This is a genomic window from Bradyrhizobium sp. CCGUVB23, assembly GCF_024199885.1.
Lineage (GTDB): Bacteria > Pseudomonadota > Alphaproteobacteria > Rhizobiales > Xanthobacteraceae > Bradyrhizobium.
Map to the genome: position 1 here is coordinate 2,639,622 of NZ_JANADQ010000001.1, position 23,219 is coordinate 2,662,840.

The following is a 23,219-nucleotide window of genomic DNA, read 5'->3' on the forward strand; positions in this document are numbered from 1 at the left end:
CGATCTCACTCCTTCGGATCTCAGCTCCGATTCGAATGATCTCGCGCAGCCGCGGGTTAAGAAAAGCGCCGGGGCAAGAGCCCCGGCAAGTTTGGGAGATAGGCAATCGAACGCAGGTAGAAAACTGAGCTTGGGCCCTATCATTATTGCGTTTGACGTCGAGAAACGCGTCTAAATGCTCTTCCATTTTGCAAGAATGTTGCAGGTTGGGGCCACAAGTCACAAAGCCGCCTTGCGAGATGCCGTTCTGTCAGGGAGACGGGTGCGGAAACTTCGTCGATGGCGTTAGACGATTGATCGAAGCGCGCGACCTATTTATTCGCTTTCTCCGTGGGCAACTTCAGGCGCATCGACGCTTTGACCCGATCCATGACCACCATCGTCTTGAAATGTTTGACGTTGTGATTCTCGAAAAACAAACGCTTGGTAAGCTCTTCGTAATCTCGCATCGAAGCAATGGTGATCACCAACACGAAATCCATGTCGCCAGTAATGTAGTAGCATTGCTGGACTTCCGGGGTGGCAATGAACGCTTTCTTGGCGGCCTCGAGTAGATCAAGACGCTCGCTCTCGATGTGGACTTCCACGAGGATTGTGATCGGCAAACCCACGGTCTCCGGATCGAGGATAGCGACGTTGCTTTCAATGACGCCCCCCTTCTGAAGCCTGCTGATCCGGCGCTGAACGGCCGCAGCGGACAGGTTGACCATGTCTCCGACAGTGCGTTGCGGAGTCGTGTTGTCGCGCTGAAGAATTTCGAGGATTGCTAGATCATATTGATCGAGGTCATCCACCCCGAGCTTCTTCGGCATCAACGCCTCCATCGTCCAGTAAGCCTCTCAAGCTAAAAGCTTTTTTGAGCCCGCGCGCAATATCTTTTCGACGAGCTTCCCCGCATCTCGCCGCTCTCCTTTCGTCGACAACCCCGACCCGAGCTCGCGGCGCTCCCCCGAAATGGCGCTCCGGGCGGTTTCGAGTGAACCACCACAATTCGTTCGGCCAATGCCGAGAAAACGAGGGAAGATTGCATTCAGCAGCTTGAATCCGAGCGCACACCTCGGCGACGCCGCAATATTGATCATGCCCGGTTATGCACATTCCATGGGCACAAGAACCGCGGCACAGGAGGCGGCGGCCTGAGTTCGCAGTGGGCGATATTTCCTTTCCGGAGTTCTGATGTCCAACGTTGCCCAGACCATGAGGGAAGCTGCGATCGCCGCCGCGCGAAGCTATGTCCTAGATGGCGAATTCTCGGCCGACATGGCCCCTCGCATTGCCATCCGCAGCGAAAGCCCTCGAGAGGACAGCCGCCACGACCACTTGCGCTACCTGAACGAGGAAATGCGTCCGCTCCTGGAGCGGATGGGATTTACATGCCAGCTCCTCGAAAACCCGGTCGAGCAGCGTCTACCGGCGATGTATGCCGAGCGGATCGAGGATCCGGGTCGCCCGACCATCCTGATCTACGGCCACGGCGATGTGCTGTGGGGCATGAGTGGCGATTGGAAGGACGGCCGCGATCCCTGGGTACTGGATGAAGCCGGAGGACGCGTCTACGGCCGAGGTACTGCGGACAACAAGGGTCAGCACTCAATCAATCTTGCTGCCTTGCGCATCGTGCTGGATAGACGCGGCCGACTGGGCTTCAACACGAAAGTGCTTATCGAGATGGGCGAAGAGACCGGCTCGCTCGGGTTGGTCGAACTCGCGAGGCAGCATCGCGATCTGCTCAGGTCGGACTGTCTCATCGCTTCCGATGGCCCCCGTTTGGCCGCAGGCGCGCCCACTCTGTTTCTCGGCGGTCGAGGCAGCGTTGGCTTTCGTCTGACCTGCGAGACCTGCGAAGGAGCATATCATTCCGGAAACTGGGGCGGCCTGCTCGTCAATCCCGGCATTAGGCTTGCCCATGCGATCGCCACCATTACCGATCCAACCGGCCGCATCGCGATCCCGGAATGGACTCCGGAGCGTATGCCACCCGAGGTCCGCGCGGCCCTAAAAAAAGTCGTCCTCGAAACAGGCCCCGATGACCCGGCGATTGACGACAACTGGGGTGAGCCCGACTTGGCGGGCGCGGAACAGGTCTATGGCTGGTGCAATTTCGAGATCCTAGCCTTCCTCTGCGGCCGGCCTGATGCCCCCGTCAACGCCGTACCGGGGACCGCTCAAGCAACATGTCAACTGCGCTACGTCGTTGGCGTCGATCCGGAGAAAGTGCTTCCCGCGTTGCGCGCTCATCTGGATGCGCGAGGGTTCTCCGACGTGAAATTCGAGGAAATCAAGGAAGACTACTATCTTGCGACCCGGACAACCTCGACAACGGCTGGGTTCAGTTCGCCCTCTCGTCGATGGAAGCGACGCTCGGTCGCGAAGCATCTTTGTTGCCCAACTTTGGTGGATCGCTGCCAAACGAGGTCTTTTCCGAGATCATCGGCATGCCGACACCCTGGATCCCGCACTCTTACCCCTCCTACTCCCAGCACGCACCGGACGAGCACATGCTCGTCAGCGTCCCGGAGGAAGGAATGCAGATCATGACCGGACTGTCCTGGGACCTCGGCGAGGCTCTGTTGCCAGACGGGCGCCCCCCATAGCGTCGGCGACTGCCTGACGCCAGCCGGTCCTCGCCAAGCCTCGTAGAACAAACGGTGACGCCGCAAGGCGTCACCCAAGACAATAAAAGCAAAGCATCATCTAAGCAGGAAGGATCGACTATGGAGACATTAGGAAACTCTCACACGCGCGCTGGCAGGCCGCATTCAAAGCTGGCGGTCGCGCTTGGTGCCGCAGTCCTGGTCGCTGCGATGGCAATCGCTCCGCTTAGCGCTCAGGCGCAAACCCAGAGCGGACAGGGCGCCTCCACTTCAGACAAGGTCGACACCCTCGGAGCCATTAAGGCTCGCGGATACCTCATCTGCGGAGTCGCAGGCGATCGACCCGGCTTCAGCTTCCCGGACAGCAAGGGCGTGATGCAAGGGCTGGATGCGGACATCTGCCGCTCGGTCGCAGCCGCGATCTTCGGTGATGCGGAAAAGATTCGCTTCGCGTCCCTCACCAGCTTGACGCGCTTTCCTGCACTCCAATCCGGCGAAGTCGACATGCTGGCTCGCTTCACCACCTGGACGCTCACTCGCGAAGCCAGCCTGGGTCTCGACGTCGCCTCGGTCTATTTCTATGACGGCCAGGGGTTCATGGCAAAGAAGAGCCTCGGCGTAAAAAGCGCGCTGGAGCTCGACGGCGCGACCGTCTGCGTGACGCAGGGCACGACAAGCGAAGCCAACATGGTCGACTTCTTCCGCGCCCACAATCTCGGATTGAAGCCTGTCGTCATCGAAAAGATCGAACAGGTTCGCGATGCGTTGGCAAGCAACCGATGTGACGCCTATACAAATGATGCCTCGCAACTCGGCTCCCTGAAACTTACAATGGGACCGGCCGGCGACGAATACATTCTTCTTCCCGAGATCATTTCAAAGGAACCGCTGGGAGCCTTCGTGCGCAAGGGCGACCAGCGCTTCTTCGACATCGTTCGCTGGACTTACATTGCCATGCTGACCGCCGAGGAGCTCGGTATCGCCAAAAGCAATATCGACACCTTCCGGAAGACGCGCGATCCGCAAAATCAACGCTTCATGGGCGAGACCGGCGATCTGGGCGCCGCCCTAGGCCTGGATCCACAATGGGCCGCCAATGTGGTCAAGGCCGTCGGCAATACCGCCGAGTTGTGGGACCGCACCATCGCCAACCTGGGAATTCAGCGCGGCGTAAACCGCCTCGCGAAGGATGGTGGCCTTCAATACGCTCCCCCGATGCGTTGATACCGCTCGCGAGCGGCGGCGAGAAGAAGGCCTTCCGGCGATCCTCTCGCCTTCTCCTGGGGAGATGTCCCCTCAACTTGACCCACTTCTTGCAATTCGTGGCAGAGCGACATGACGGCACTCAACAACGGCATACAGACGCACAATCGTCGGGCAACAATGCTGGGCTCGTTTGTTTCAAACGTCGCCGTTCGTAGATTTGGTTGGCAAGCGCTCGCGGCGCTCGCCTTGTTTGGAAGCGTCTTCTGGCTCGCAGGCAACCTCCATCACAATCTCGCAGCGCGCAACATCTCCTCGGGCTTCGGCTTCCTTACTCGTGAAGCGGGCCTGCCGATTGCGGAACACTTGATCTCTTACACGCCGGCAGACAGCTATTTCCGCGCACTTCTCATAGGGACGCTGAATACGCTGTGGGTCGCGTCCTGGGCTATCATTCTTGGGACCATTCTCGGCACCGCCATCGGCATCGCGCGCACCTCGAAGAATTGGCTGCTCGCCAAGCTTACTTCCATCTACGTCGATTTATTCCGAGACGTCCCGCTCCTGCTACAGCTCTTTCTTTGGTACACGATCCTCCAGAAATTGCCGCCGGTGCGGCAAGCTCTCAATCCCGTCGCCGGTGTTTTCCTGTCGAATCGTGGATTGAGCTTCCCCGTTCTCGATTGGCAAACCGCGCATAGTTGGACGCTGCTCGCCTTTGCGCTTGGCCTGGTGGCAACGACGCTTTACGCGAAGAGAGCGTCGCGCAGGCAATTGGAGGACGGCCGCGCAAGGTCGCTCTGGCCCGCAGCCACGCTCCTTCTGGTCGTCGTCCCCCTTGTCGTAGCATTCGCGCTCGGCGCATCCGTAGACATCGACATGCCGCAGCCGAAGGGTTTCAACATTCGCGGCGGCGTCACCGTATCTCCCGAATTCTTCGCACTTCTTGTAGGTCTCATCGTCTACAATGCCGCCTTCATCGCCGAAATTGTTCGATCGGGCCTCGAATCGGTGGGTCGTGGTCAGCACGAAGCGGCGCGCGCCCTCGGGCTCCATCCGAAAAACATTCTGACGTGGATCGTATTTCCGCAGGCGTTGCGCGTCATCGTGCCTCCGTTGACCAGCCAATATCTAAATGTGACCAAAGGCTCCTCCCTCGCCGTCGCGATCGGTTACCAGGACATTGTGTCCGTCGCGACGACCTCGATGAATCAAACGGGTCAGTCCATCGAGCTCGTGGGCATCATCATGGCGGTCTATTTGACGATCAGTCTTTCGATCAGTCTTCTGATGAACATCTACAACGCCCGCGTGGCCCTGGTGGAGCGCTGATTATGGCCGCTTTCGTTGAACACATGATCAATCCGACCCTCATTGAAGCACGCGAACGCCCGGAATTGATCGGTGGCGGGTTCTTCGCTTGGGCGCGGGAGAATCTCTTCTACTCCTGGCTTTCCTCGCTCATGACATTGATCTTACTCGCGGTCATGACGAAGGCAGGCCTCTCGCTGTTCCAATGGGCTTTCGTGAATGCCATCTGGCAGGTTCCATCCGGTCCACAGGGTCCCATCACGGATAGCTGTAGAGCGCTAGGAAGTGGGGCTTGCTGGGCAATCATCGGGGAGAAGTACCGCTTCATCCTTTTCGGCATATATCCGTTCGAGCAGCAATGGCGACCAACGGTCGTTATTGCGCTCTTCGTTGGATTGTTCGTCGTTTCAGCAATGAAGCGGTTCTGGCGCATCGAACTCGCAGCAGTGTGGGTGCTTACGCTCCTCCTGATTGGGCTTCTCATGTGGGGCGGCATTTTCGGGCTCACATTCGTTTCCCAGGTGAACTGGGGCGGCCTGGCACTCACTCTTATCATTGCGACCATCGGGGTGGCGATCGCGTTTCCGTTGTCAGTCCTCGTAGCGCTCGGCCGACGTTCGGACCTTCCGTTCATTAAATGGCTCTGCGTGGCCTATGTCGAAGTCATTCGCGGCGTCCCCCTGATTACCCTCCTTTTCATGGCCAGCGTCATGTTTCCGCTGTTGATGCCCGAAGGCGTCAATCTCGACAAATTACTTCGAGCCCAGATCGCCATCATCCTGTTCTTTGCCGCGTATCTCGCGGAAGTCGTGCGCGGCGGCCTACAAGCGCTTCCGAAGGGACAGTACGAGGCTGCGTACGTGTTGGGGCTTTCCTATTGGCAGACTTCAAGACGGATCGTGCTTCCGCAGGCCTTGCGGACCGTCATTCCACCGCTCGTAAACAACTTCATCGGGTTCTTTAAGGACACCTCGCTGGTTCTGGTCATCGGTCTATACGACCTTCTGCACTCGGCGCAGGTCGCCGTCGCCGAGCCAGCCTGGCAAGGATTCGGGTTGGAAACCTACATCTTTGCAGGCCTGATCTACTTCGCCTTCTGCTTCGCAATGTCGCGATACAGCCAATGGCTGGAAATCGGCCTCAACATGCATAGACACCGCTAGTCATTAATCACCCCGGGCGAGTTCTTGAACCGCCCCTCCTGCGAGAGACTCCAGATGACTCGAAAGGGATTTAAAGTGATCGAGCCAGCGATCATCGAGACTAGTTCGCCAGCAAGGGCGACGGCCGTTTCGATACAGAAGGTCAACAAGTGGTACGGTAGCTTGCACGTACTTCGCGACGTCGATCTCGATGTGGCAGCCGGCGAACGGGTCGTGATCTGCGGGCCGTCGGGCTCGGGCAAGTCCACGCTTATCCGCTGTATCAACAATCTCGAGGAACATCAGCAGGGCAAGATCTTCGTGGACGGCATACAGGTCGACAATGATCTGGCTCATCTGGACGCCATTCGACGGGAAGTCGGGATGGTATTCCAAAGCTTCAATCTGTTCCCGCACCTAACAGTTCTCGAAAACTGCACGCTTGCACCTATGCTCGTGCGCGGCATCGCTCGTGCAGAGGCTGATGCGCAAGCTAGAGCCTACCTGGAGCGCGTCCGCATTCCCGATCAAGCCAATAAGTTCCCGGGACAACTTTCGGGCGGACAGCAACAGCGCGTCGCCATCGCCCGCGCCCTATGCATGAAGCCTAAGATCATGCTGTTCGACGAACCAACGTCGGCTCTCGATCCCGAGATGGTCAAAGAGGTGCTCGATACGATGGTTTCGCTCGCCCGGGATGGCATGACGATGATCTGCGTCACCCATGAGATGGGATTTGCTCGCGAAGTCGCCGATCGCGTCGTGTTCATGGACCACGGGCAAATCGTCGAGTCGGGCAGCCCGCATTCCGTATTCGGTCAGCCGAGGACGGATCGCCTGAAGCTGTTCTTGGGGCAAGTTCTCAGAGAGCATTGACCTTCTGTCGTGCAACTCGAGACATGACGAACGATCGGATCATCTGATTATCAAAACGGGGCGCAGCAGCTGACAAACCAGCCTGAAGGCGGCCTCCATGGAAAGGTGGAAATGACTATTGCGATTGACGCAGCTCGCCTGATCGAGCGTATCAAAGAACTGGGCGCGATCGGCCGAGACGAAGCCGGTCGCCTCTGCCGTGTTGCCGGCACCGACGCTGATCGCGAGGGGCGAGACCTTCTTTGTGAATGGTTGAAGCAGGCGGGCTTGCGGATCGACGTCGACCGCATTGGTAACATCTATGGCATCTGGGAGCCGAAAGATGCTTCAGGTGAGCCGGTCGTGATGGGATCCCATATCGATACGGTCATCGACGCCGGCATCTACGATGGCTGCTTTGGCGTGCTGGCCGGCTTGGCAGTGATCGAAGCAATGCAACAAGCGAGCCTTCGACCGGCCCGGCCTCTCGCCGTGGTCGCCTACACCAACGAAGAGGGCGTACGCTTCGCTCCTGACATGATGGGCAGCCTCGTCGCCGCCGGAGGACTCGCTACCGATGAAGCTCTTTCTGCCATCGGGACCGACGGAACCACCCTTGGTGCGGAGCTTGCCCGTATCGGCTACGCCGGATCCAGAGAACCGGGATTCCTGCGACCCCATGCTTACGTCGAACTTCACATAGAACAAGGCCCTGTCTTGGAAGCCGAAGGCCTGCCTATCGGTGCTGTCGAAAACCTCCAGGGCATTTCGTGGCAAAGGGTGTCAATAGCCGGCACGGCGAACCACGCAGGAACCACGCCCATGGTGATGCGTCGCGATGCCGGTGTTGCAGCGGGGCGAGTTATCACCTTCCTTGATGACCTGGCGCGAAGAACGCAGGACGCCGTGGCGACGGTCGGCACCATCCGGTTCGAACCGAACGCGATCAACGTGATTCCGTCAGCCGCAATTTTCACTGTCGACCTGAGGAATCCCGACGAGGATCGGCTGAGATCTCAGGAGGCGGCGCTTCAGAGGTTCCTGGACGGACTTGTCACCGAAGGCTACGAGGTAAGGACCGAGCGTTTGGCTCGCTTTGAGCCGGTGATATTCGCGCCTGAGATTGTGAGCGCCGTTGAGGAATCCGCTGGCCAGCGGCAGCTGCTCTGCCGGCGAATGACGTCAGGCGCAGGTCACGACGCGCAAATGATGGCGCGCGTTGCGCCGGCGGCAATGATATTCGTACCATCGAAGGGCGGAATTAGTCATAACCCCGCAGAGTTCACGGCCGATCATGAGCTGATCGCCGGCGCTAACGTCCTTCTCGACGTCGCGAGGAAGCTGAGCCAATGAGTAAGAGGGCTCAACGGTTGACCCGACGCACGCATCGAACGCCGCCGACGCGAAACGCTCATTTGACAGGGTGAGCGAGAGGGAAATCTGCGATATCCGGGTGAAATTGTAGCGCCGTGATCACATGAGGACGGTATCTATGATGAACTTGCTCAACGGAAGATGACGCCATGTTGCTTCGCAATACTCTCAGTGACTATCGTTCTGCACTCGACCCTTCCGATGCCGACGCTCTCGGCATTGAGGCGGCTCAAGCGGTGGAGCGCTTTCTCCAACATCGAGAGGGGGCGACCCCGACCCCACTGGTTTCCCTTCCGGCTCTTGCGCGTCGCTTGGGTGTCGAGTCCATATACCTCAAGGACGAGGGGCACCGCCTAGGTCTCGGCAGCTTCAAAGCGCTCGGAGGAGCTTATGCCGTCATCCAGCTTGTCCTCGAGTTGGCGTCGAAACAACTCGGCCGTCCCGTCGACGTTTCCGAATGGCGCTCACCTGAGGTGGCCGCAGTCGCCGCGGGACTAACGGTGACCTGTGCCACCGACGGCAACCACGGCCGGTCGGTCGCACAAGGCGCCCAACTGGTTGGGGCAAACTGCGTCATCTTTGTCCATGCGGGCGTTAGTGAGGAGCGATGCCGAGCGATCGCCCGCTATGGTGCTCGCATCGAGCACGTTGAGGGCAACTACGATGATTCCGTTGCGACGGCATCGCGTGTCGCAAGCGAGCGGGGCTGGATCGTGGTGTCCGACACATCGTGGCCTGGTTACGAACGCATCCCACACCTTGTCATGCAGGGCTATACCGCGCTACTGCGTGAGGCGCTTACCGCACTACCAAAACCTCCGACCCATGTGTTTATTCAGGCTGGTGTCGGCGGAATTGCCGCAGCGGTTGCCGCACATTTTGCACTCGTCTTCGGGAATGACAGACCCTTCCTCACTGTGGTGGACCCGTCGCGAGCCGCCTGCCTTTTTGAGAGTGCCAAGGCCGGCCACATCGTGAAGATTCCGCATGACAAGCCGACAGTCATGGCGATGCTCGAATGCTACGAGCCATCCCTGGTTGCCTGGCGAATTCTCTCCCGCGTCGCAGATGCCTTCATGACCGTTGAGGACGACGCGGCGATCGCGACGATGAAGGATCTCGCGTATCCCGTCGACGGCGACCCGGCGATCGTCGCCGGCGAAAGCGGCGGCGTCGGTCTCGCTGGATTGGCAAAGGTGGCGAGTGAGCCAGCCCTGCGTGCCGAGATCGGGCTCGGCCCAGATTCATCCGTCTTCCTGATCAATACCGAAGGGGCGACTGATCCGGTGCTCTATCGGAAGCTTGTGGGCATTCGTCCCGAGGACGTGACGGCAAGAGTACTCAGCAAGCATTGAACTGCAAAGAGCTCAATTCAATGGGGAACTTACCGCGAAGGAAACGGAGGCCTTTTCAGCGCGCGCAACGGCCACAACGTCAGACGTCGCATCGGGCGTCGAAGAGTACGGCCGCCACATGCCTGCAAACGAAACCCTGGACCACCCCGTAAGGCCTGGGCCCGGCGGCCTCGTATCGACGGCAAAGCATCGTGACATTCGAGCTTGCTGACCTATCCTAAAGCGGCAGGATGCGGTTCAGCAGATCCAGCAGCGTACGCTGCTCGGCCTCGCTGAGCGGTTCCAGCATCTTCTTGTTGTAGGGCTCCGTCAGCTTTGCCCCCTCCTCGATGAGCCTTGTGCCCTTCAGCGTCAGCATGAGCTCGATTGCGCGGCGATCGGACTTCGAGCGATTGCGCCTGATGAAGCCGGACGATTCCAGCTCGTTCAGGATCTTGATCAAGTTCGGCAGGCGCAGCCGCAGCAGGGTCGCGAGGCTGCTCGGCGGCACGCCTGGATTATCGCGGATGACGGCAAAGATCGCATAGGTCGCGGGCGTGAGGCCCAGTGCGGCGAATTCCTCGTAGAAGCCTTCGAAGAACTTCAGCTGCGCGAGGCGCAGCATGAAGCCAGGTGTGCGTCGTAGCGCGCGAAGGTCCAGCGAACTTTCCGGCTGCGATGCGGATTTCGCGCCGGGTTTCCGGGTTTTCGAGCTCATGATTTTCAATCCAAGGCCGGGCGAATTGACACTCCCAAAAATAGCTATAAAATATAACTATTATTCAGCGGCACCAAGACCGCCTATGGGAGGGACACAATGAACAGCAAATTCCTGCATAAATTGTGCATTTTGGCCGCAACGCTGACCGCCATGCCGGCCTTCGCGCAGGACGCCGTGAAGATCGGCATCCTCAACGACCAGTCGGGCCCGTTCGCGAGCTATCAAGGCATCGGCTCGGTCGTCGCAGCCAAGATGGCCGTCGAGGATTTCGGCGGAAAGGCCGCTGGCAAGCCGGTCGAGGTCGTTGCCGCCGATCATCAGAACAAGACCGACATCGGGATCGGGATCGCCCGGCGCTGGTACGAGAACGATGGCGTCGATGCGATCTTCGACATCCCGAACTCGTCGATCGCGCTCGCCGTCGCCGGCATGAGCGCCGACAAGAACAAGGTCTTCGTCGGATCGGGCGCCGGCACCGTGCTCCTCACCGGCGAGAAGTGCACGCCGAACACCGTGCACTGGACCTACGACACCTATGCCTACGGTCGCGGCCTCGGCAAGGCGATCGTGCAGCAGGGCGGCAAGAAGTGGTTCTTCATCACCGCCGACTATGCTTTCGGCCATGACCTGGAGAAGCAGGCCGCGGAAGCCGTAAAGGCCTCCGGTGGCGAGGTGCTCGGCAGCGTGCGGCATCCCCTGGGAACGGCCGATTACGCCTCGTTCCTGCTCCAGGCCCAGGCGTCGGGAGCCAATGTCATCGGCTTCGCCAATGCCGGCGACGACACCATCACGTCGATGAAGCAGGCCGCCGAGTTCGGGCTGACCAAGGACCACAAGCTGGTCGGATTGATCCTGGGCATGAACGGCCTTCCCGCGCTCGGCCTCAAGTTTGCACAAGGCGCGCAGATCATGAATCCGTTCTACTGGGATATGAACGACGGCACGCGGGCCTTCGCCAAGCGTTTCGCCGAGCGCATTCCCTCGAAAGCCTATCCGAACGACATGCAGGCCGGCGTCTATGCTTCGGTCATTCACTATCTCAAGGCGGTCGACAAGGTCGGCGGCGCCAAGGACGGCAAGGCCGTCGTCGCCGCGATGAAGGAGATGCCGACCGACGATGCGCTGTTCGGCAAGGGCTATATCCGCAAGGACGGACGCAAGATCCATCCGCTCTATCTATTGCAGGTCAAGTCGCCCGAGGAGTCGACCTCGAACTGGGATCTCTTGAAGGTCGTCGCCACGATCAAGGGCGAGGACGCGTTTCGCCCAGAGAGCGAAGGCCACTGCCCGCTCAGCAAGCAATAGAGGCGGAGCGGACCATGAGCGCCATGACATCCAGTCCGGTCGATCCGTTTGCACCCGACTTCCTGATCGACCCCTATCCCGCCTACGAGGCGCTGCGCGCGCTCGGCCCCGCTTTCGAGCTGGAGCGTTACGGCGTGTGGGCCATGGCCCGCTATGGCGAGGTCGAGCCGGCCCTGAAGGACTGGAAGACGTTTATCAGCAGCGAGGGCGTCGGGCTGCATGGGATGAACCCTGCGCTGCCAAAGCCGCTCACGCTGCAGATTGATCCGCCCGACCATGACAAGGGCCGGCGGGTGCTCGGCCGAACGCTGTCTCCGGGCGTCGCAAGGAAGCTGCGCGAAACGTTCCAGCAGGAGGCGGAGAAGAAGGTCACGGAGCTGATCGACAAGGGCTCGTTCGACGCCGTCTCCGATCTTGCCGAGGCTTACCCGATGAAGGTGTTTCCGGATGCGATCGGCATCCGGCCGGACGGCCGCGAAAAGCTGCTGGCCTGGAGCACCTTCGTATTCAACAGCTTCGGCCCGGAGAACGAGATCTTCGCGGCTTCACGGACGGAAGGCCTCGCGGCGCAAAGCTGGATCATGGAATGCTGCGCGCGGGAGGCGTTGCGGCCCGATAGTCTCGGCATGATGATCTACCAGGCAGCCGACGAGGGCGAGATCACCGAGCACGAGGCAACGCATCTGGTGCGGCCGTTCCTCACCGCCGGGGTCGACACCACCGTCAACGGCATTGGCAATACCCTGCTCGCGCTCGCCACCCATCCGGGCGAATACCGCAAGCTGCACCACAGACCGGAGCTGGCGCGCAACGCCTTCGAGGAAGGCCTGCGCTACGATTCACCGGTGCAGACGTTCTTTCGCACCACCTCGCGGAACGTCGAGATCGGCGGCGGCGTGATCCCCGCCCATCGCAAGGTGCTGCTATTCATGGCCTCGGCCAACCGCGATGCGGCGCGGTGGGAGCGGCCCGACCGTTTTGAGGTCGAGCGGGCCGCGACCGGGCATGTCGGCTTCGGCGCCGGCATCCACGCCTGCGTCGGCCAGATGATCGCCCGTCTAGAAGGCGAATTGATCTTCAGCGAGCTCGCAAGGCGCGTGAGGACCATCGAGCTCACGGCCGAGCCGAGGCGCAGGCTCAACAATTCCCTGCGCGGGCTGGAGAGCATGCCGATGCGTGTGACGGCGGCGTGAGCTGTATCACGTGCGCGGTTGGCCCGCTTTACGGTCAAACTGTCACGACTACCTTTGGCTAATTGCGAGATTTTTTCTGCTCAGAACCGATAGATCGAAGCGCAACCTCAATGTGGCAGCGGTTTGGAAGCCAGGGCGCTATGCCGCCTCACTATGCCCGAGCCGGGCATTGAGTTTGCGGATCAGTTCCTCGGCGGCCTCCGCGATCACCGTGCCGGGCGGGAAGATCGCCTCGGCACCGGCCGCGTAGAGCGCATCGTAATCCTGCGGCGGCACCACGCCGCCGACGATGATCATGATGTCGTCGCGCCCCTGCTTCTTCAGCGCGGCCTTCAGCTCCGGCACCGCGGTGAGATGGGCGGCGGCGAGCGAGGAGACGCCGAGGATGTGGACGTCGTTCTCGACCGCCTGCCGCGCGGCCTCGTCGGCGGTGGCGAACAGCGGCCCGATATCGACGTCGAAGCCGATATCGGCGAAGGCCGACGCAATCACCTTCTGGCCGCGGTCGTGGCCGTCCTGGCCGATCTTGGCAACGAGGATGCGCGGGCGGCGGCCCTCCGCCTCCTCGAACGCGTCGATCAGCGCCTGAACCTTCTCGACCTGGTTGCCCATGCTGGACGCCTCCCGCTTGTAGACGCCGGTGATGGATTTGATCTCGGCGCGGTGCCGGCCGAACACCTTTTCCATCGCGTCCGAAATCTCGCCGACGGTCGCCTTGGCGCGCGCAGCATCAATGGCGAGCGCGAGCAGATTGCCATTGCCTTCGCCGGCGGAACGCGTGATCGCGGCAAGTGCCGCATCGACGTCCTTCTGGCTACGCTCGGATCTCAGCCGCGTCAGCTTGTCGATCTGCAAGCGCCGGACGTTGGTGTTGTCGACCTTGAGGATGTCGATGGCGGCCTCGTCGGTCGGCTTGTACTTGTTGACGCCGATCACCGCCTGCTTGCCGGCATCGATCCGCGCTTGCGTCTTGGCGGAAGCTTCCTCGATGCGCAGCTTCGGTACGCCGGCTTCGATCGCCTTGGCCATGCCGCCGAGCTCCTCGACCTCCTGGATGTGGCTCCAGGCTTTCGCTGCGAGGTCGCGCGTGAGCCGCTCGACATAGTAGGAGCCGCCCCAGGGATCGATGATGCGGGTGGTGCCGCTCTCCTGCTGCAGAAACAGCTGGGTGTTGCGGGCGATGCGCGCCGAGAAATCGGTCGGCAACGCCAAGGCCTCGTCGAGCGCGTTGGTGTGCAGCGACTGGGTGTGGCCTTGCGTGGCCGCCATTGCCTCCACGGTCGTGCGCATCACATTGTTGAACACGTCCTGCGCGGTCAGCGACCAGCCCGAGGTCTGCGAATGCGTGCGCAGCGACAGCGAGCGCGGGTCTTTCGGGTTGAACGGCTTGAGCAGCTTGGCCCAGAGCAGGCGCGCGGCGCGCAGCTTGGCGACTTCCATGAAGAAATTCATGCCGATCGCCCAGAAGAACGACAGCCGCGGTGCGAAGCGATCGACGTCGAGGCCAGCGGCAAGACCGGCGCGCAGATATTCTACGCCGTCGGCGAGCGTATAGGCGAGCTCGAGATCCTGCGTCGCGCCGGCCTCCTGCATATGATAGCCGGAGATCGAGGTCGAATTATATTTCGGCATTTTTTGCGAGGTGTACGCAAAAATGTCCGAGATGATCCGCATCGAGGGCGCGGGCGGATAGATGTAGGTGTTGCGCACCATGAACTCTTTCAGAATGTCGTTCTGAATGGTGCCCGACAGCTTTTCCGGCGCTACGCCCTGTTCGCCGGCGGCGGCGACATAGAGCGCGAGGATCGGCAGCACCGCGCCGTTCATGGTCATCGACACGCTCATCTGGTCGAGCGGAATGCCCGCAAACAGCGTGCGCATGTCGTAGATGGAATCGATGGCCACGCCGGCCATGCCGACGTCGCCGCCGACGCGCGGATGATCCGAGTCATAGCCGCGATGGGTGGCGAGATCGAACGCGACCGAGAGGCCTTTTTGTCCGGCGGCGAGATTGCGGCGATAGAACGCGTTGGAATCCTCCGCCGTGGAGAAGCCGGCATATTGCCGGACGGTCCAGGGCTGATTGACATACATGGTCGGGTAGGGGCCGCGCAGGTAGGGCGCGATGCCGGGATAGGTGTCGAGGAAATCGAGCCCCGCGAGATCAGCCTCGCCATAAGCCGGCTTCACCAGGATGCCCTCAGGCGTCAACCACGGCTCAATGCGACCCGCGGGTGCAGGGTTTGCGACCTTCTCGAACGCAACATCACCGAAATTGGGAATGCGGGTCATCGTTTCGTCCATATCGCCGTTGAGCGCACGAGGCGCAGAATCTTGCTCTATACCTGTTCGGTCCGCTGATAGACGTCCTGCAGCATCGCGAGCGCGTCGGTGCCGGCAAAGATGAAGTCGGCGACGCCGGCCGCACGCAGTGCCGTCTCCGCTTCGGCTGGACGGCCTGCCAGATAGGTGTGCCGGCCGCCGGCAGCTTGTAACGCCTTAGCTGCAGCTTCCGCCTGGTTGGCATAGACCTTGTCACTGGAACAGAGGCAGGCAATCGTAGCGCCTGACGCCTTGAACGCAGCAACAAGCTCGGCCGGATCGGTAAAGCCGTCATTACCGACAGCCAGAATGCCGCCGGCCTCGAAGAGGCTCTTGGCAAAGGTCGCGCGCGCGGTGAAATCGGCGGGCGTACCGAGATTGGCGAGGAACACTTTTGGCCGCGATCCACGTGCCTTCAACGCCGCATCCGATTTGTCGCGCAGCGCCTCGAACGGCTGCGCGAGCCGAATCGGCGGCAGTGCGTCGAACTTGTATTTCTGCTCGCCGTAAGGCGGAAGCGCGACAGGCGCCGCCTTCAGCACCGTCGTTTCGCTCTCATGCAGGTTCGGAAACTCGCTGGCACCGGTCAGCACGTCACGACGCTTGGCGATGTTGGCCTCGCGCGCCTTGCGCGTTGCCGCGACCTTGCCCTGGAACAGGCCCTGCTGAAGTGCGGCAAAGGCGCCGCCGGCCTTCTCGCTCTCTTGAAACAGCGCCCAGGCGGCCTCGCAGAGCTGCGTCGTGAGCGTCTCGATGCCGCCGGATCCCGCCGCGGGATCGCTGACCTTGGCGAGGTTGCTCTCTTCGAGCAGCAGAAGCTGGGTGTTGCGTGCAACGCGCCGCGCAAACGCATCAGGCAGCCCGAGCGCCAGTGTATGCGGCAGCACGGTGATCGCATTGGTGCCGGCAAGGCCCGCCGCGAATGTCGCGATGGTCGCGCGCAGCATGTTCACGTAGGGATCGCGCTGCGTCAGCATGCGCCAGGCCGTGTCGGCGGCAATGAACAGCGGCTTCGGTGTCAGCCCGCACGCCGTCTCGATGCGCGCCCACAGCGGCCGCAGCGCGCGGAATTTGGCCATGGTCAGGAACTGGTCGGCGTCTGCGGCGAGCCGCGCGTAGACCATGCCTTGCGCCTGCTCGAGCGGAACGCCGGCGCTCTCGATCGCGCGCAGATAGGCGATTCCGCAGGCGAGCACGAAGGCGAGCTCCTGCACCTCGGAGCCGCCGGCATCGTGGATCACGCGTCCGTCGGCGGAGGCAAACGGTCCCTTGAAGCCGAGCCCGACGAGGCCCTTGATCGCGCCGGTGACGGCGGGAACGATCTCGTCCCAGGTGTAAGGGCTATGCCCCCATACCGCGCCCGCCGCGAGCGGGTCGAGCCCGAAGTGGATGTTGCAGGCGGCGGGATCGAGGCCGTTGCTCTTCACATATTCCGCGACATGTATCGCCGCCATCTGCGACTGAGGTCCGATCTCGAGCTCGATGCCGATGCCGGCGTCGAGATGGATGTTCTTCAGGACCTTCGCGACCATATCGGCCGAAGGTTCCAGGCCGAAACCATGCGCGCCATTGGCGCCAGCGAACACCAGGGAGAGCCCCGTCGCTCCGTTTTCGAGATCGGTCAGCGCCTGCGCATTCGCAATCGTCGCATCGGGATGGTCGATCCGCTGCATGATCTGCCACGGCGCGGCGGCAGCTCGTCCGACCACGGGCGTAACGCCCTTGGCCCGCGGATAGAGCGGATCGATCTTGATGCCGTCATAGGTCTTGCCGACCAGCTTCTCGAACGGCGCGCCCTTCAGCACGCCGTCGACCAGCTTGCGCCAGTCTTCGACAGTAGCCTTGGGAAAATCGGCCGCCAGCGGCAGGTCGTCCGGCGTCACGGCCTGAGCCCTTGCACATCGGCGCAAAATAGCGGCTCGGGTCCGGACGGCATCGACAATCCTCCTTGCGAAAATTGACCAACTGGCGATTCTTTCAGGAGCTCATGACCGCCGCGAGCGGCAGTTCTTGGGCCGACCGTCTGCGAAACCGAAGTAGCGTCCATTTGGGATCTCCCATCCGATTTTCTTGATCGTTGGTTGCTCGTTGAGAGAATGCGCTATCCGAACTCCAGGATCAGCGCGTCCACTGCAAGCGTGGCGCCAGCGTTGGCGTGGATCTTCTTGACCGTGCCGTCCCGCTCCGCCCGCAGCACGTTCTGCATCTTCATGGCTTCGACCACGGCCAGCGTCTCGCCAGCCTTGACCTCCTGCCCTTCGGTCACGGCGATCGATACGATCAGGCCGGGCATCGGGCACAACAACTTCTTGCCGGTGTCGGAGGCCGTCGTCACCGGCATCAGCCGCGCGGACGCAGCTTCCGCCTCCGTCCAGACACAGACCGGCACCTCGACGCCCTGATGCGCCAGGCGAATGCCGTTGGCGATCGGGCGGGCCTGCACGGCGACGAAATGGCCATCGATGGTGCCCTGCCAGACCGGATCACCCGGCTTCCATGCGGATTGCAGCAGATGCGCATTGCCGGCCTTGCCCTTGGCATCGACGAAGCGCACCGCGATCGCCTCACCCTCGCGCGCGACCTCGAGCAGTATCTCCTGGCGGTCGAGCCAGACCGCACGGCGGCGCTCGCGCTGCACGATACGGCCGCCCATCTGGCCGGAGATCTGCCGCTTGCGCTCACCGAGCACGTGATCAATGGCAGCGCCAACCGCGGCGATGCGGCGCGCGACCTCGCCTTCGGGCACACGCACCGCAAAACCCTTGGGGAATTCCTCGGCGATGAAGCCGGTCGACAGATTGCCCTCGCGCCAGCGCGGATGATGCATCAGCGCCGACAGGAACGGAATGTTGTGACGGATGCCATCGACATAGAACGAATCCAGCGCAGTCGCCTGCGCCTCGATCGCAGCCGCGCGCGACGGCGCGTGCGTGACGAGTTTTGCGATCATTGGATCGTAATGGATCGAGATCTCGCCACCTTCCTGTACGCCGGTGTCGTTGCGCACGGTGATGCCGTCCTTGCTCACTTCCGCCGGCGGGCGATACTTCACCAGCCGCCCGATCGAAGGCAGGAAGTTGCGGAACGGGTCTTCGGCATAAAGGCGCGATTCCACGGCCCAGCCGGTCAGCGTGACGTCCTTCTGCGTAAGCGCGAGCTTTTCGCCCGCGGCCACGCGGATCATCTGCTCGACGAGGTCGACGCCGGTGACGAGCTCGGTGACGGGATGCTCGACCTGGAGACGCGTGTTCATCTCCAGGAAGTAGAAGCTCTTGTCCTGCCCTGCGACGAACTCGACGGTGCCGGCGGAATCGTAATTCACGGCCTTGGCGAGCGCGACCGCCTGCTCGCCCATCTTGCGGCGGGTGGCTTCGTCGAGCAGCGGCGACGGCGCCTCCTCGATGACCTTCTGGTTGCGGCGCTGGATCGAGCATTCGCGCTCGCCGAGATAGATAACGTTGCCGTGCTTGTCGCCCAGCACCTGGATCTCGATGTGGCGGGGATCGACGATGAACTTTTCGACGAAGACGCGGTCGTCGCCGAACGAGGCTTTCGCCTCGGCCTTGGCGAGGTTGAAGCCTTCCGCGACCTCGGCCTTGGAATGGGCGATGCGCATCCCCTTGCCGCCGCCGCCGGCCGAGGCCTTGATCATCACGGGGTAGCCGATCTCGTCGGCGATCTTCACCGCGTGCTTGTCGTCCTCGATCACGCCGAGATGGCCCGGCACGGTCGAGACCTTGGCTTTCGCAGCCGCCTTCTTGGATTCGATCTTGTCACCCATCGCCGCGATCGCGCCCGGGTTCGGGCCGATAAAGACGATGCCAGCGGCTTCCAGCGCGCGCGGAAACGCCTCGCGCTCGGACAGGAAGCCGTAACCGGGATGCACGGCCTCGGCGCCGGTCTTGCGGCAGGCCTCGACGATCTTCTCGATCACCAGATAGCTCTCGGCCGCGGCAGGCGGCCCGATCAGCACGGCCTCATCGGCCATCTCGACATGGAGGGCGTCGCGGTCGGCCTCGGAATAGACCGCAACCGTCTGAATTCCCATCTTGCGGGCGGTCTTGATGACCCGGCAAGCGATTTCGCCGCGATTGGCGATCAGAATTTTTTTGAACACTGCTATCTCACAACGGCAAATTATCGTGCTTCTTCGTCGGCATTTCCGTCTTCTTGTCCTTCAGCATTGCCAACGCCCGCGCGATGCGCTTGCGCGTCGAGTGCGGCATGATGACGTCGTCGATGTAGCCGCGCTCGGCAGCGATGAAGGGTGACAGGAATCGATCTTCGTATTCCTTGGTTCGCGCCGCTATCTTGTCGGGGTCGCCGATATCAGAGCGGAAGATGATCTCGACCGCGCCCTTGGCGCCCATCACGGCGATCTGGGCGGTCGGCCAGGCGTAGTTCATGTCGGCGCCGATTTCCTTCGACGCCATGACGTCGAAGGCGCCGCCATAGGCCTTGCGGGTGATGATGGTGACGAGCGGCACGGTGCACTGCGAATAGGCGAACAGCAGTTTCGCGCCGTGCTTGATCAGGCCGCCATATTCTTGCGCGGTTCCGGGCAGGAAGCCCGGCACGTCGACGAAGGTCACGATCGGGATGTTGAAGGCGTCACAAAAACGAACAAAGCGCGCGGCCTTCCGGGATGCATCGCTGTCGAGCACGCCGGCCAGCACCATCGGCTGGTTGGCGACGAAGCCCACCGTGCGGCCCGCGATGCGACCGAAGCCGGTCACGATGTTCTTGGCAAAACTCTCCGCGATCTCGAAGAAGTCGCCCTCGTCCACGACCTTCAGGATCAATTCCTTCATGTCGTAGGGCTTGTTCGGATTGTCAGGGATCAGCGTGTCCAAGGACATGTCGATCCGGGCGGTGTCATCGAAGCTCGGCCATTCCGGCACGCCGTCGGTGTTGTTCGACGGCAGGAAATCGATCAGGCGGCGCATCTGCAGCAGCGTCTCGACGTCGTTCTCGAAGGCGCCGTCGGCGATCGAGGAGCGCGTGGCGTGCACCGAGGCGCCGCCGAGCTCTTCCGCGGTGACGACCTCGTTGGTCACCGTCTTCACCACGTCGGGCCCGGTGACGAACATGTAGCTGGTGTTCTTCACCATGAAGATGAAGTCGGTCATCGCCGGCGAATAGACGTCGCCGCCGGCGCAGGGGCCCATGATGACGGAGATCTGCGGGATCACGCCCGAGGCGAGCACGTTGCGGCGGAACACATAGGAATAGCCGGCGAGCGCGGCGACGCCTTCCTGGATGCGGGCGCCGCCCGCGTCATAGAGGCCGATGATGGGCGCCCGTGCCTTCATCGCCATGTCCTGGAGTTTTGTAATTTTCAGCGCGTGCGTCTCCGAGAGAGACCCGCCGAACACGGTAAAATCCTTGGCGAAGACAAACGTCTTGCGGCCGTTGACGGTGCCCCAGCCGGTGACGACACCGTCGCCGGGCACCTTGTTCTTCTCCATCCCGAACTCGGTGGAGCGATGCTCGACGAACATGTCGAACTCCTCGAACGATCCCTTGTCGAGCAGGAGGTCGATGCGCTCGCGCGCGGTCAGCTTGCCGCGGGCGTGCTGCGCCTCGATGCGCTTCTGCCCGCCGCCGAGCTTGGCTCCGGTGCGCCGGTCTTCGAGCATCTCGATCACTTCAAGCATCGGGTTGGCCTCGCTCGTTGTTCGTCCAACCTCGTGCGGAGTAGAACGCGAGGGCGACTGCGGTGACTTTCAGCAAGTCAGCGGTAATGAATGGAAAGAAGCCGAGCCGCAGCAGTGGTGCATCGAAGCCAATGACGATCCCAAGCCATAGAAGACCCGAAACGTAAATAGTCGCCAGGAAGACCCCGGCGCTCGCTACGATCGAGAGGAATGAGCCATTCCGATCACGCTCAGCGAGGTAACCAGCCAACAGCACTGCCGGGAGACAAGCGAGCAGGTAGCCACCCGTCGGTCCCAGAATGTAGGCGAGACCGATGCCCTTTTCGGGAGAGCCGGCAAAGACAGGAAACCCTGCAATACCCTCGAAAAGATAGGCGAGTACGGCAAGACTGCCTCGGATCGGACCGAGGGTTAGGCTGATGCCGAAGACCACGAAGGTCTGCATGGTCATTGGCACCGGAAAGAACGGGACCTGAACCTTCGCTGAGACGGCAATGAGCAGCGAAGCGCTTACGATCATCGCCAAGTCGAAGCTAACGCGTCGCGGTGCGCTGCGGAGCACGCCAGGATTGTAAATCGTCATCATGAGCTCGATTGGAGAACGGAACGGTCTCCGTACGGGCCAAAGCGCCTCCGCGAAAGGCTTGAAGAGGCACATCTGTACATGATACAAATTTGCGAATTGAAAATTGCAAAATTGCGAAGATGTCGAATGGAAAGCTCTATATTGGGCGACGGGTTCGCGAGGTCCGCGAAGCGGCGAAGTTGACCCAGACGGCATTCGCGGAAAGATTAGGTATTTCAGTCAGTTATATAAACCAAATCGAGAACAACCAGCGATCAGTCTCGGCCTCGGTTTTGGTTCTTCTGGCCGAGCGATTTGGGATAGACCTCAGTTCCATATCGACGAACGACAGCGATCGGCTCATCGCAATGCTATCGGAAGCATTGGCAGATCCCGTCTTCTCCCCCCACTCTCCCAGCCTCCAGGAGCTGAAGCTCGTCGTTCAGAACGCACCTAGCTTTGCGCAGGCGCTGCTCAGTTGCCATCAGGCCTACCGGCGCAATAGCGAGCAACTCGCAAGCCTGGATAACCACATCGGCAGCTGGAGCACCGAACCAACCCCCTACGAGGAGGTTCGCGACTTCTTTCACTTCACCGATAACTATGTTCACGATCTCGACGTTTCAGCCGAGAGCCTGGCACGCGAGCTCGACATCGCCAACAGCGACGCAAACGCCGCGCTCGCAAAGCATTTGGAGAACCAACACGGTGTGCTGATCCGGAGAACGGATCCTGGCGATAGCTTCTTGAGGCGTTTCGACCCTGCATCACGAACCCTCTTCTTGAGCCCATATCTGCCTGCCGCGACACGCAGCTTTCAAATGGCGTTTCAGATCGCCGCGCTTGAGCAGGAAGACGAGATTGAAAGAATTGCGAAACGCGCCGAGTTTCGCACTGCTGACGCGCGCGAGGTGTGCAAGGCCGGCCTGCGGAACTATTATGCAGGAGCGCTGATCTTGCCGTATCAGGCATTCCTCACAACTTCGAAAGAGTTGCGCCATGACCTTGACCTGATCGCGGCCCGCTTCGGCGCGAGCCTGGAGCAGGTTGCCCACCGGCTCTCCACGCTACAACGACCAGGTCAAAAGGGTGTGCCGGTTTTTTTCGCGCGTGTCGACCGCGCGGGAAATATCACAAAGCGCCATAGCGCGGCGAAATTGCAGTTTGCGCGCTATGGCGCAGCGTGCCCACTATGGAATGTGCATCAGGCGTTCGAGTCACCGAGCCGCATCATTCGGCAGCTCGCCGAAACACCGGACGGCGTGCGCTTTCTCTGCATCGCGACCGAACTCGCTAAGGGGCACGGTGGGTTCGGAACGCTGCGGCCGCGCTATGCCATCGCCCTCGGATGTGAAATCTCCTACGCACGAGATTTCGTGTATGCTGATGGGCTCGATCTGACCAGCCAAGGCGCTTACGATCCGATCGGAATCTCCTGCCGCATCTGCGAACGTGCGGATTGTGCGCAACGCGCCGTTCCTCCATTGAAAAGCCGATTGACCGTCCACCGCAATCGGCGAAACGTTCTGCCATATGAGATTTCCTGAGCCCTGAATATCGGCCGCTGACCTCGCCACTTCAAGAAATCGATTCGGCAGGTAAATGATGATGGCACCACAGGATCCAAAGAAAGCGGGCCATTC

Annotated in this window: 18 protein-coding genes; 10 read left to right on the forward strand and 8 right to left on the reverse strand. The window is 61.2% G+C overall.

Annotation, left to right across the window (positions count from 1 at the left end; all coding sequences use genetic code 11):
- Window positions 1-311: 311 nt before the first annotated feature.
- A complete protein-coding gene (locus tag NLN62_RS12065; protein ID WP_254108918.1) occupies window positions 312-812 on the reverse strand; it encodes an Lrp/AsnC family transcriptional regulator in 501 nt (166 codons plus the stop codon).
- 27 nt (window positions 813-839) lie between these two features.
- The gene (locus NLN62_RS12070; RefSeq protein ID WP_254108919.1) at window positions 840-1,082 is read right to left on the reverse strand and encodes a hypothetical protein; all 243 of its coding nucleotides are present in this window, start codon (window positions 1,080-1,082) and stop codon (window positions 840-842) included.
- A 115-nt stretch (window positions 1,083-1,197) separates the two neighbouring features.
- Between NLN62_RS12070 and NLN62_RS12075 the strand changes: the two genes are divergently transcribed.
- The 7 genes from NLN62_RS12075 (at window position 1,198) to NLN62_RS12105 (ending at window position 9,834) form a co-directional block, all read left to right on the forward strand.
- Window positions 1,198-2,538 (forward strand): M20/M25/M40 family metallo-hydrolase, encoded by a 1,341-nt coding sequence (locus tag NLN62_RS12075; protein ID WP_254113459.1) that lies wholly within the window; start codon window positions 1,198-1,200, stop codon window positions 2,536-2,538.
- 110 nt (window positions 2,539-2,648) lie between these two features.
- A complete protein-coding gene (locus tag NLN62_RS12080) occupies window positions 2,649-3,818 on the forward strand; it encodes an amino acid ABC transporter substrate-binding protein (protein ID WP_254108920.1) in 1,170 nt (389 codons plus the stop codon).
- 111 nt (window positions 3,819-3,929) lie between these two features.
- Window positions 3,930-5,129 (forward strand): amino acid ABC transporter permease, encoded by a 1,200-nt coding sequence (locus NLN62_RS12085; RefSeq protein ID WP_254108921.1) that lies wholly within the window; start codon window positions 3,930-3,932, stop codon window positions 5,127-5,129.
- A 2-nt stretch (window positions 5,130-5,131) separates the two neighbouring features.
- Window positions 5,132-6,271 (forward strand): amino acid ABC transporter permease, encoded by a 1,140-nt coding sequence (locus NLN62_RS12090; RefSeq protein WP_254108922.1) that lies wholly within the window; start codon window positions 5,132-5,134, stop codon window positions 6,269-6,271.
- A 54-nt stretch (window positions 6,272-6,325) separates the two neighbouring features.
- The gene (locus NLN62_RS12095) at window positions 6,326-7,126 is read left to right on the forward strand and encodes an amino acid ABC transporter ATP-binding protein (protein ID WP_254108923.1); all 801 of its coding nucleotides are present in this window, start codon (window positions 6,326-6,328) and stop codon (window positions 7,124-7,126) included.
- A 111-nt stretch (window positions 7,127-7,237) separates the two neighbouring features.
- The gene (locus NLN62_RS12100) at window positions 7,238-8,458 is read left to right on the forward strand and encodes a Zn-dependent hydrolase (RefSeq protein ID WP_254108924.1); all 1,221 of its coding nucleotides are present in this window, start codon (window positions 7,238-7,240) and stop codon (window positions 8,456-8,458) included.
- Between the two features lie 170 nt (window positions 8,459-8,628).
- A complete protein-coding gene (locus NLN62_RS12105) occupies window positions 8,629-9,834 on the forward strand; it encodes a diaminopropionate ammonia-lyase (RefSeq protein WP_254108925.1) in 1,206 nt (401 codons plus the stop codon).
- Between the two features lie 217 nt (window positions 9,835-10,051).
- Here NLN62_RS12105 and NLN62_RS12110 read toward each other — a convergent pair whose 3' ends face one another.
- A complete protein-coding gene (locus NLN62_RS12110; RefSeq protein WP_254108926.1) occupies window positions 10,052-10,531 on the reverse strand; it encodes a MarR family winged helix-turn-helix transcriptional regulator in 480 nt (159 codons plus the stop codon).
- 99 nt (window positions 10,532-10,630) lie between these two features.
- Here NLN62_RS12110 and NLN62_RS12115 point away from each other — a divergent pair, with 99 nt between their 5' ends.
- Both NLN62_RS12115 and NLN62_RS12120 read left to right on the forward strand, forming a co-directional pair.
- On the forward strand, window positions 10,631-11,839 hold the full coding sequence (locus NLN62_RS12115) for an ABC transporter substrate-binding protein (RefSeq protein ID WP_254108927.1): 1,209 nt from the start codon (window positions 10,631-10,633) through the stop codon (window positions 11,837-11,839).
- A gap of 14 nt (window positions 11,840-11,853) precedes the next feature.
- Entirely contained in the window at window positions 11,854-13,032 is a 1,179-nt protein-coding gene (locus tag NLN62_RS12120; protein WP_254108928.1) for a cytochrome P450, read from the forward strand.
- Window positions 13,033-13,170: 138 nt separating this feature from the next.
- On the opposite strand, the gene scpA is transcribed toward NLN62_RS12120, so the two are convergent.
- The 5 genes from scpA to NLN62_RS12145 form a co-directional block, all read right to left on the reverse strand.
- Window positions 13,171-15,324 (reverse strand): methylmalonyl-CoA mutase, encoded by a 2,154-nt coding sequence (gene scpA / locus NLN62_RS12125; RefSeq protein ID WP_254108929.1) that lies wholly within the window; start codon window positions 15,322-15,324, stop codon window positions 13,171-13,173.
- A 47-nt stretch (window positions 15,325-15,371) separates the two neighbouring features.
- Window positions 15,372-17,237 (reverse strand): methylmalonyl-CoA mutase family protein, encoded by a 1,866-nt coding sequence (locus NLN62_RS12130; RefSeq protein WP_254108930.1) that lies wholly within the window; start codon window positions 17,235-17,237, stop codon window positions 15,372-15,374.
- A 218-nt stretch (window positions 17,238-17,455) separates the two neighbouring features.
- A complete protein-coding gene (locus tag NLN62_RS12135; RefSeq protein ID WP_254108931.1) occupies window positions 17,456-19,471 on the reverse strand; it encodes an acetyl/propionyl/methylcrotonyl-CoA carboxylase subunit alpha in 2,016 nt (671 codons plus the stop codon).
- Between the two features lie 7 nt (window positions 19,472-19,478).
- Complete coding sequence (locus NLN62_RS12140) at window positions 19,479-21,011, reverse strand: acyl-CoA carboxylase subunit beta (protein ID WP_254108932.1); 1,533 nt, start codon at window positions 21,009-21,011, stop codon at window positions 19,479-19,481.
- Window positions 21,004-21,594 carry a biotin transporter BioY gene (locus NLN62_RS12145; protein WP_254108933.1) on the reverse strand — a complete coding sequence of 197 codons (591 nt, stop codon included), beginning with the start codon at window positions 21,592-21,594 and terminating at the stop codon, window positions 21,004-21,006. Before NLN62_RS12145 ends, NLN62_RS12140 begins: the two co-directional genes overlap by 8 nt.
- Before the next feature lie 122 nt (window positions 21,595-21,716).
- Here NLN62_RS12145 and NLN62_RS12150 point away from each other — a divergent pair, with 122 nt between their 5' ends.
- Window positions 21,717-23,123: a short-chain fatty acyl-CoA regulator family protein gene (locus NLN62_RS12150; RefSeq protein WP_254113461.1), complete on the forward strand. Its 1,407-nt coding sequence runs from the start codon at window positions 21,717-21,719 to the stop codon at window positions 23,121-23,123.
- Window positions 23,124-23,219: the final 96 nt, after the last annotated feature.

Bases quoted from the DNA above. Each gene is read 5' to 3' on its own strand.
- NLN62_RS12110 (WP_254108926.1), bottom strand. From the start codon at position 10,531: ATGAGCTCGAAAACCCGGAAACCCGGCGCGAAATCCGCATCGCAGCCG.
- scpA (WP_254108929.1), bottom strand. From the start codon at position 15,324: ATGACCCGCATTCCCAATTTCGGTGATGTTGCGTTCGAGAAGGTCGCA.
- NLN62_RS12075 (WP_254113459.1), top strand. From the start codon at position 1,198: ATGAGGGAAGCTGCGATCGCCGCCGCGCGAAGCTATGTCCTAGATGGC.
- NLN62_RS12105 (WP_254108925.1), top strand. From the start codon at position 8,629: ATGTTGCTTCGCAATACTCTCAGTGACTATCGTTCTGCACTCGACCCT.
- NLN62_RS12150 (WP_254113461.1), top strand. From the start codon at position 21,717: ATGTCGAATGGAAAGCTCTATATTGGGCGACGGGTTCGCGAGGTCCGC.
- NLN62_RS12140 (WP_254108932.1), bottom strand. From the start codon at position 21,011: ATGCTTGAAGTGATCGAGATGCTCGAAGACCGGCGCACCGGAGCCAAG.
- NLN62_RS12085 (WP_254108921.1), top strand. From the start codon at position 3,930: ATGACGGCACTCAACAACGGCATACAGACGCACAATCGTCGGGCAACA.
- NLN62_RS12095 (WP_254108923.1), top strand. From the start codon at position 6,326: ATGACTCGAAAGGGATTTAAAGTGATCGAGCCAGCGATCATCGAGACT.
- NLN62_RS12120 (WP_254108928.1), top strand. From the start codon at position 11,854: ATGAGCGCCATGACATCCAGTCCGGTCGATCCGTTTGCACCCGACTTC.
- NLN62_RS12090 (WP_254108922.1), top strand. From the start codon at position 5,132: ATGGCCGCTTTCGTTGAACACATGATCAATCCGACCCTCATTGAAGCA.
- NLN62_RS12100 (WP_254108924.1), top strand. From the start codon at position 7,238: ATGACTATTGCGATTGACGCAGCTCGCCTGATCGAGCGTATCAAAGAA.
- NLN62_RS12145 (WP_254108933.1), bottom strand. From the start codon at position 21,594: ATGACGATTTACAATCCTGGCGTGCTCCGCAGCGCACCGCGACGCGTT.
- NLN62_RS12070 (WP_254108919.1), bottom strand. From the start codon at position 1,082: ATGATCAATATTGCGGCGTCGCCGAGGTGTGCGCTCGGATTCAAGCTG.
- NLN62_RS12065 (WP_254108918.1), bottom strand. From the start codon at position 812: ATGCCGAAGAAGCTCGGGGTGGATGACCTCGATCAATATGATCTAGCA.
- NLN62_RS12115 (WP_254108927.1), top strand. From the start codon at position 10,631: ATGAACAGCAAATTCCTGCATAAATTGTGCATTTTGGCCGCAACGCTG.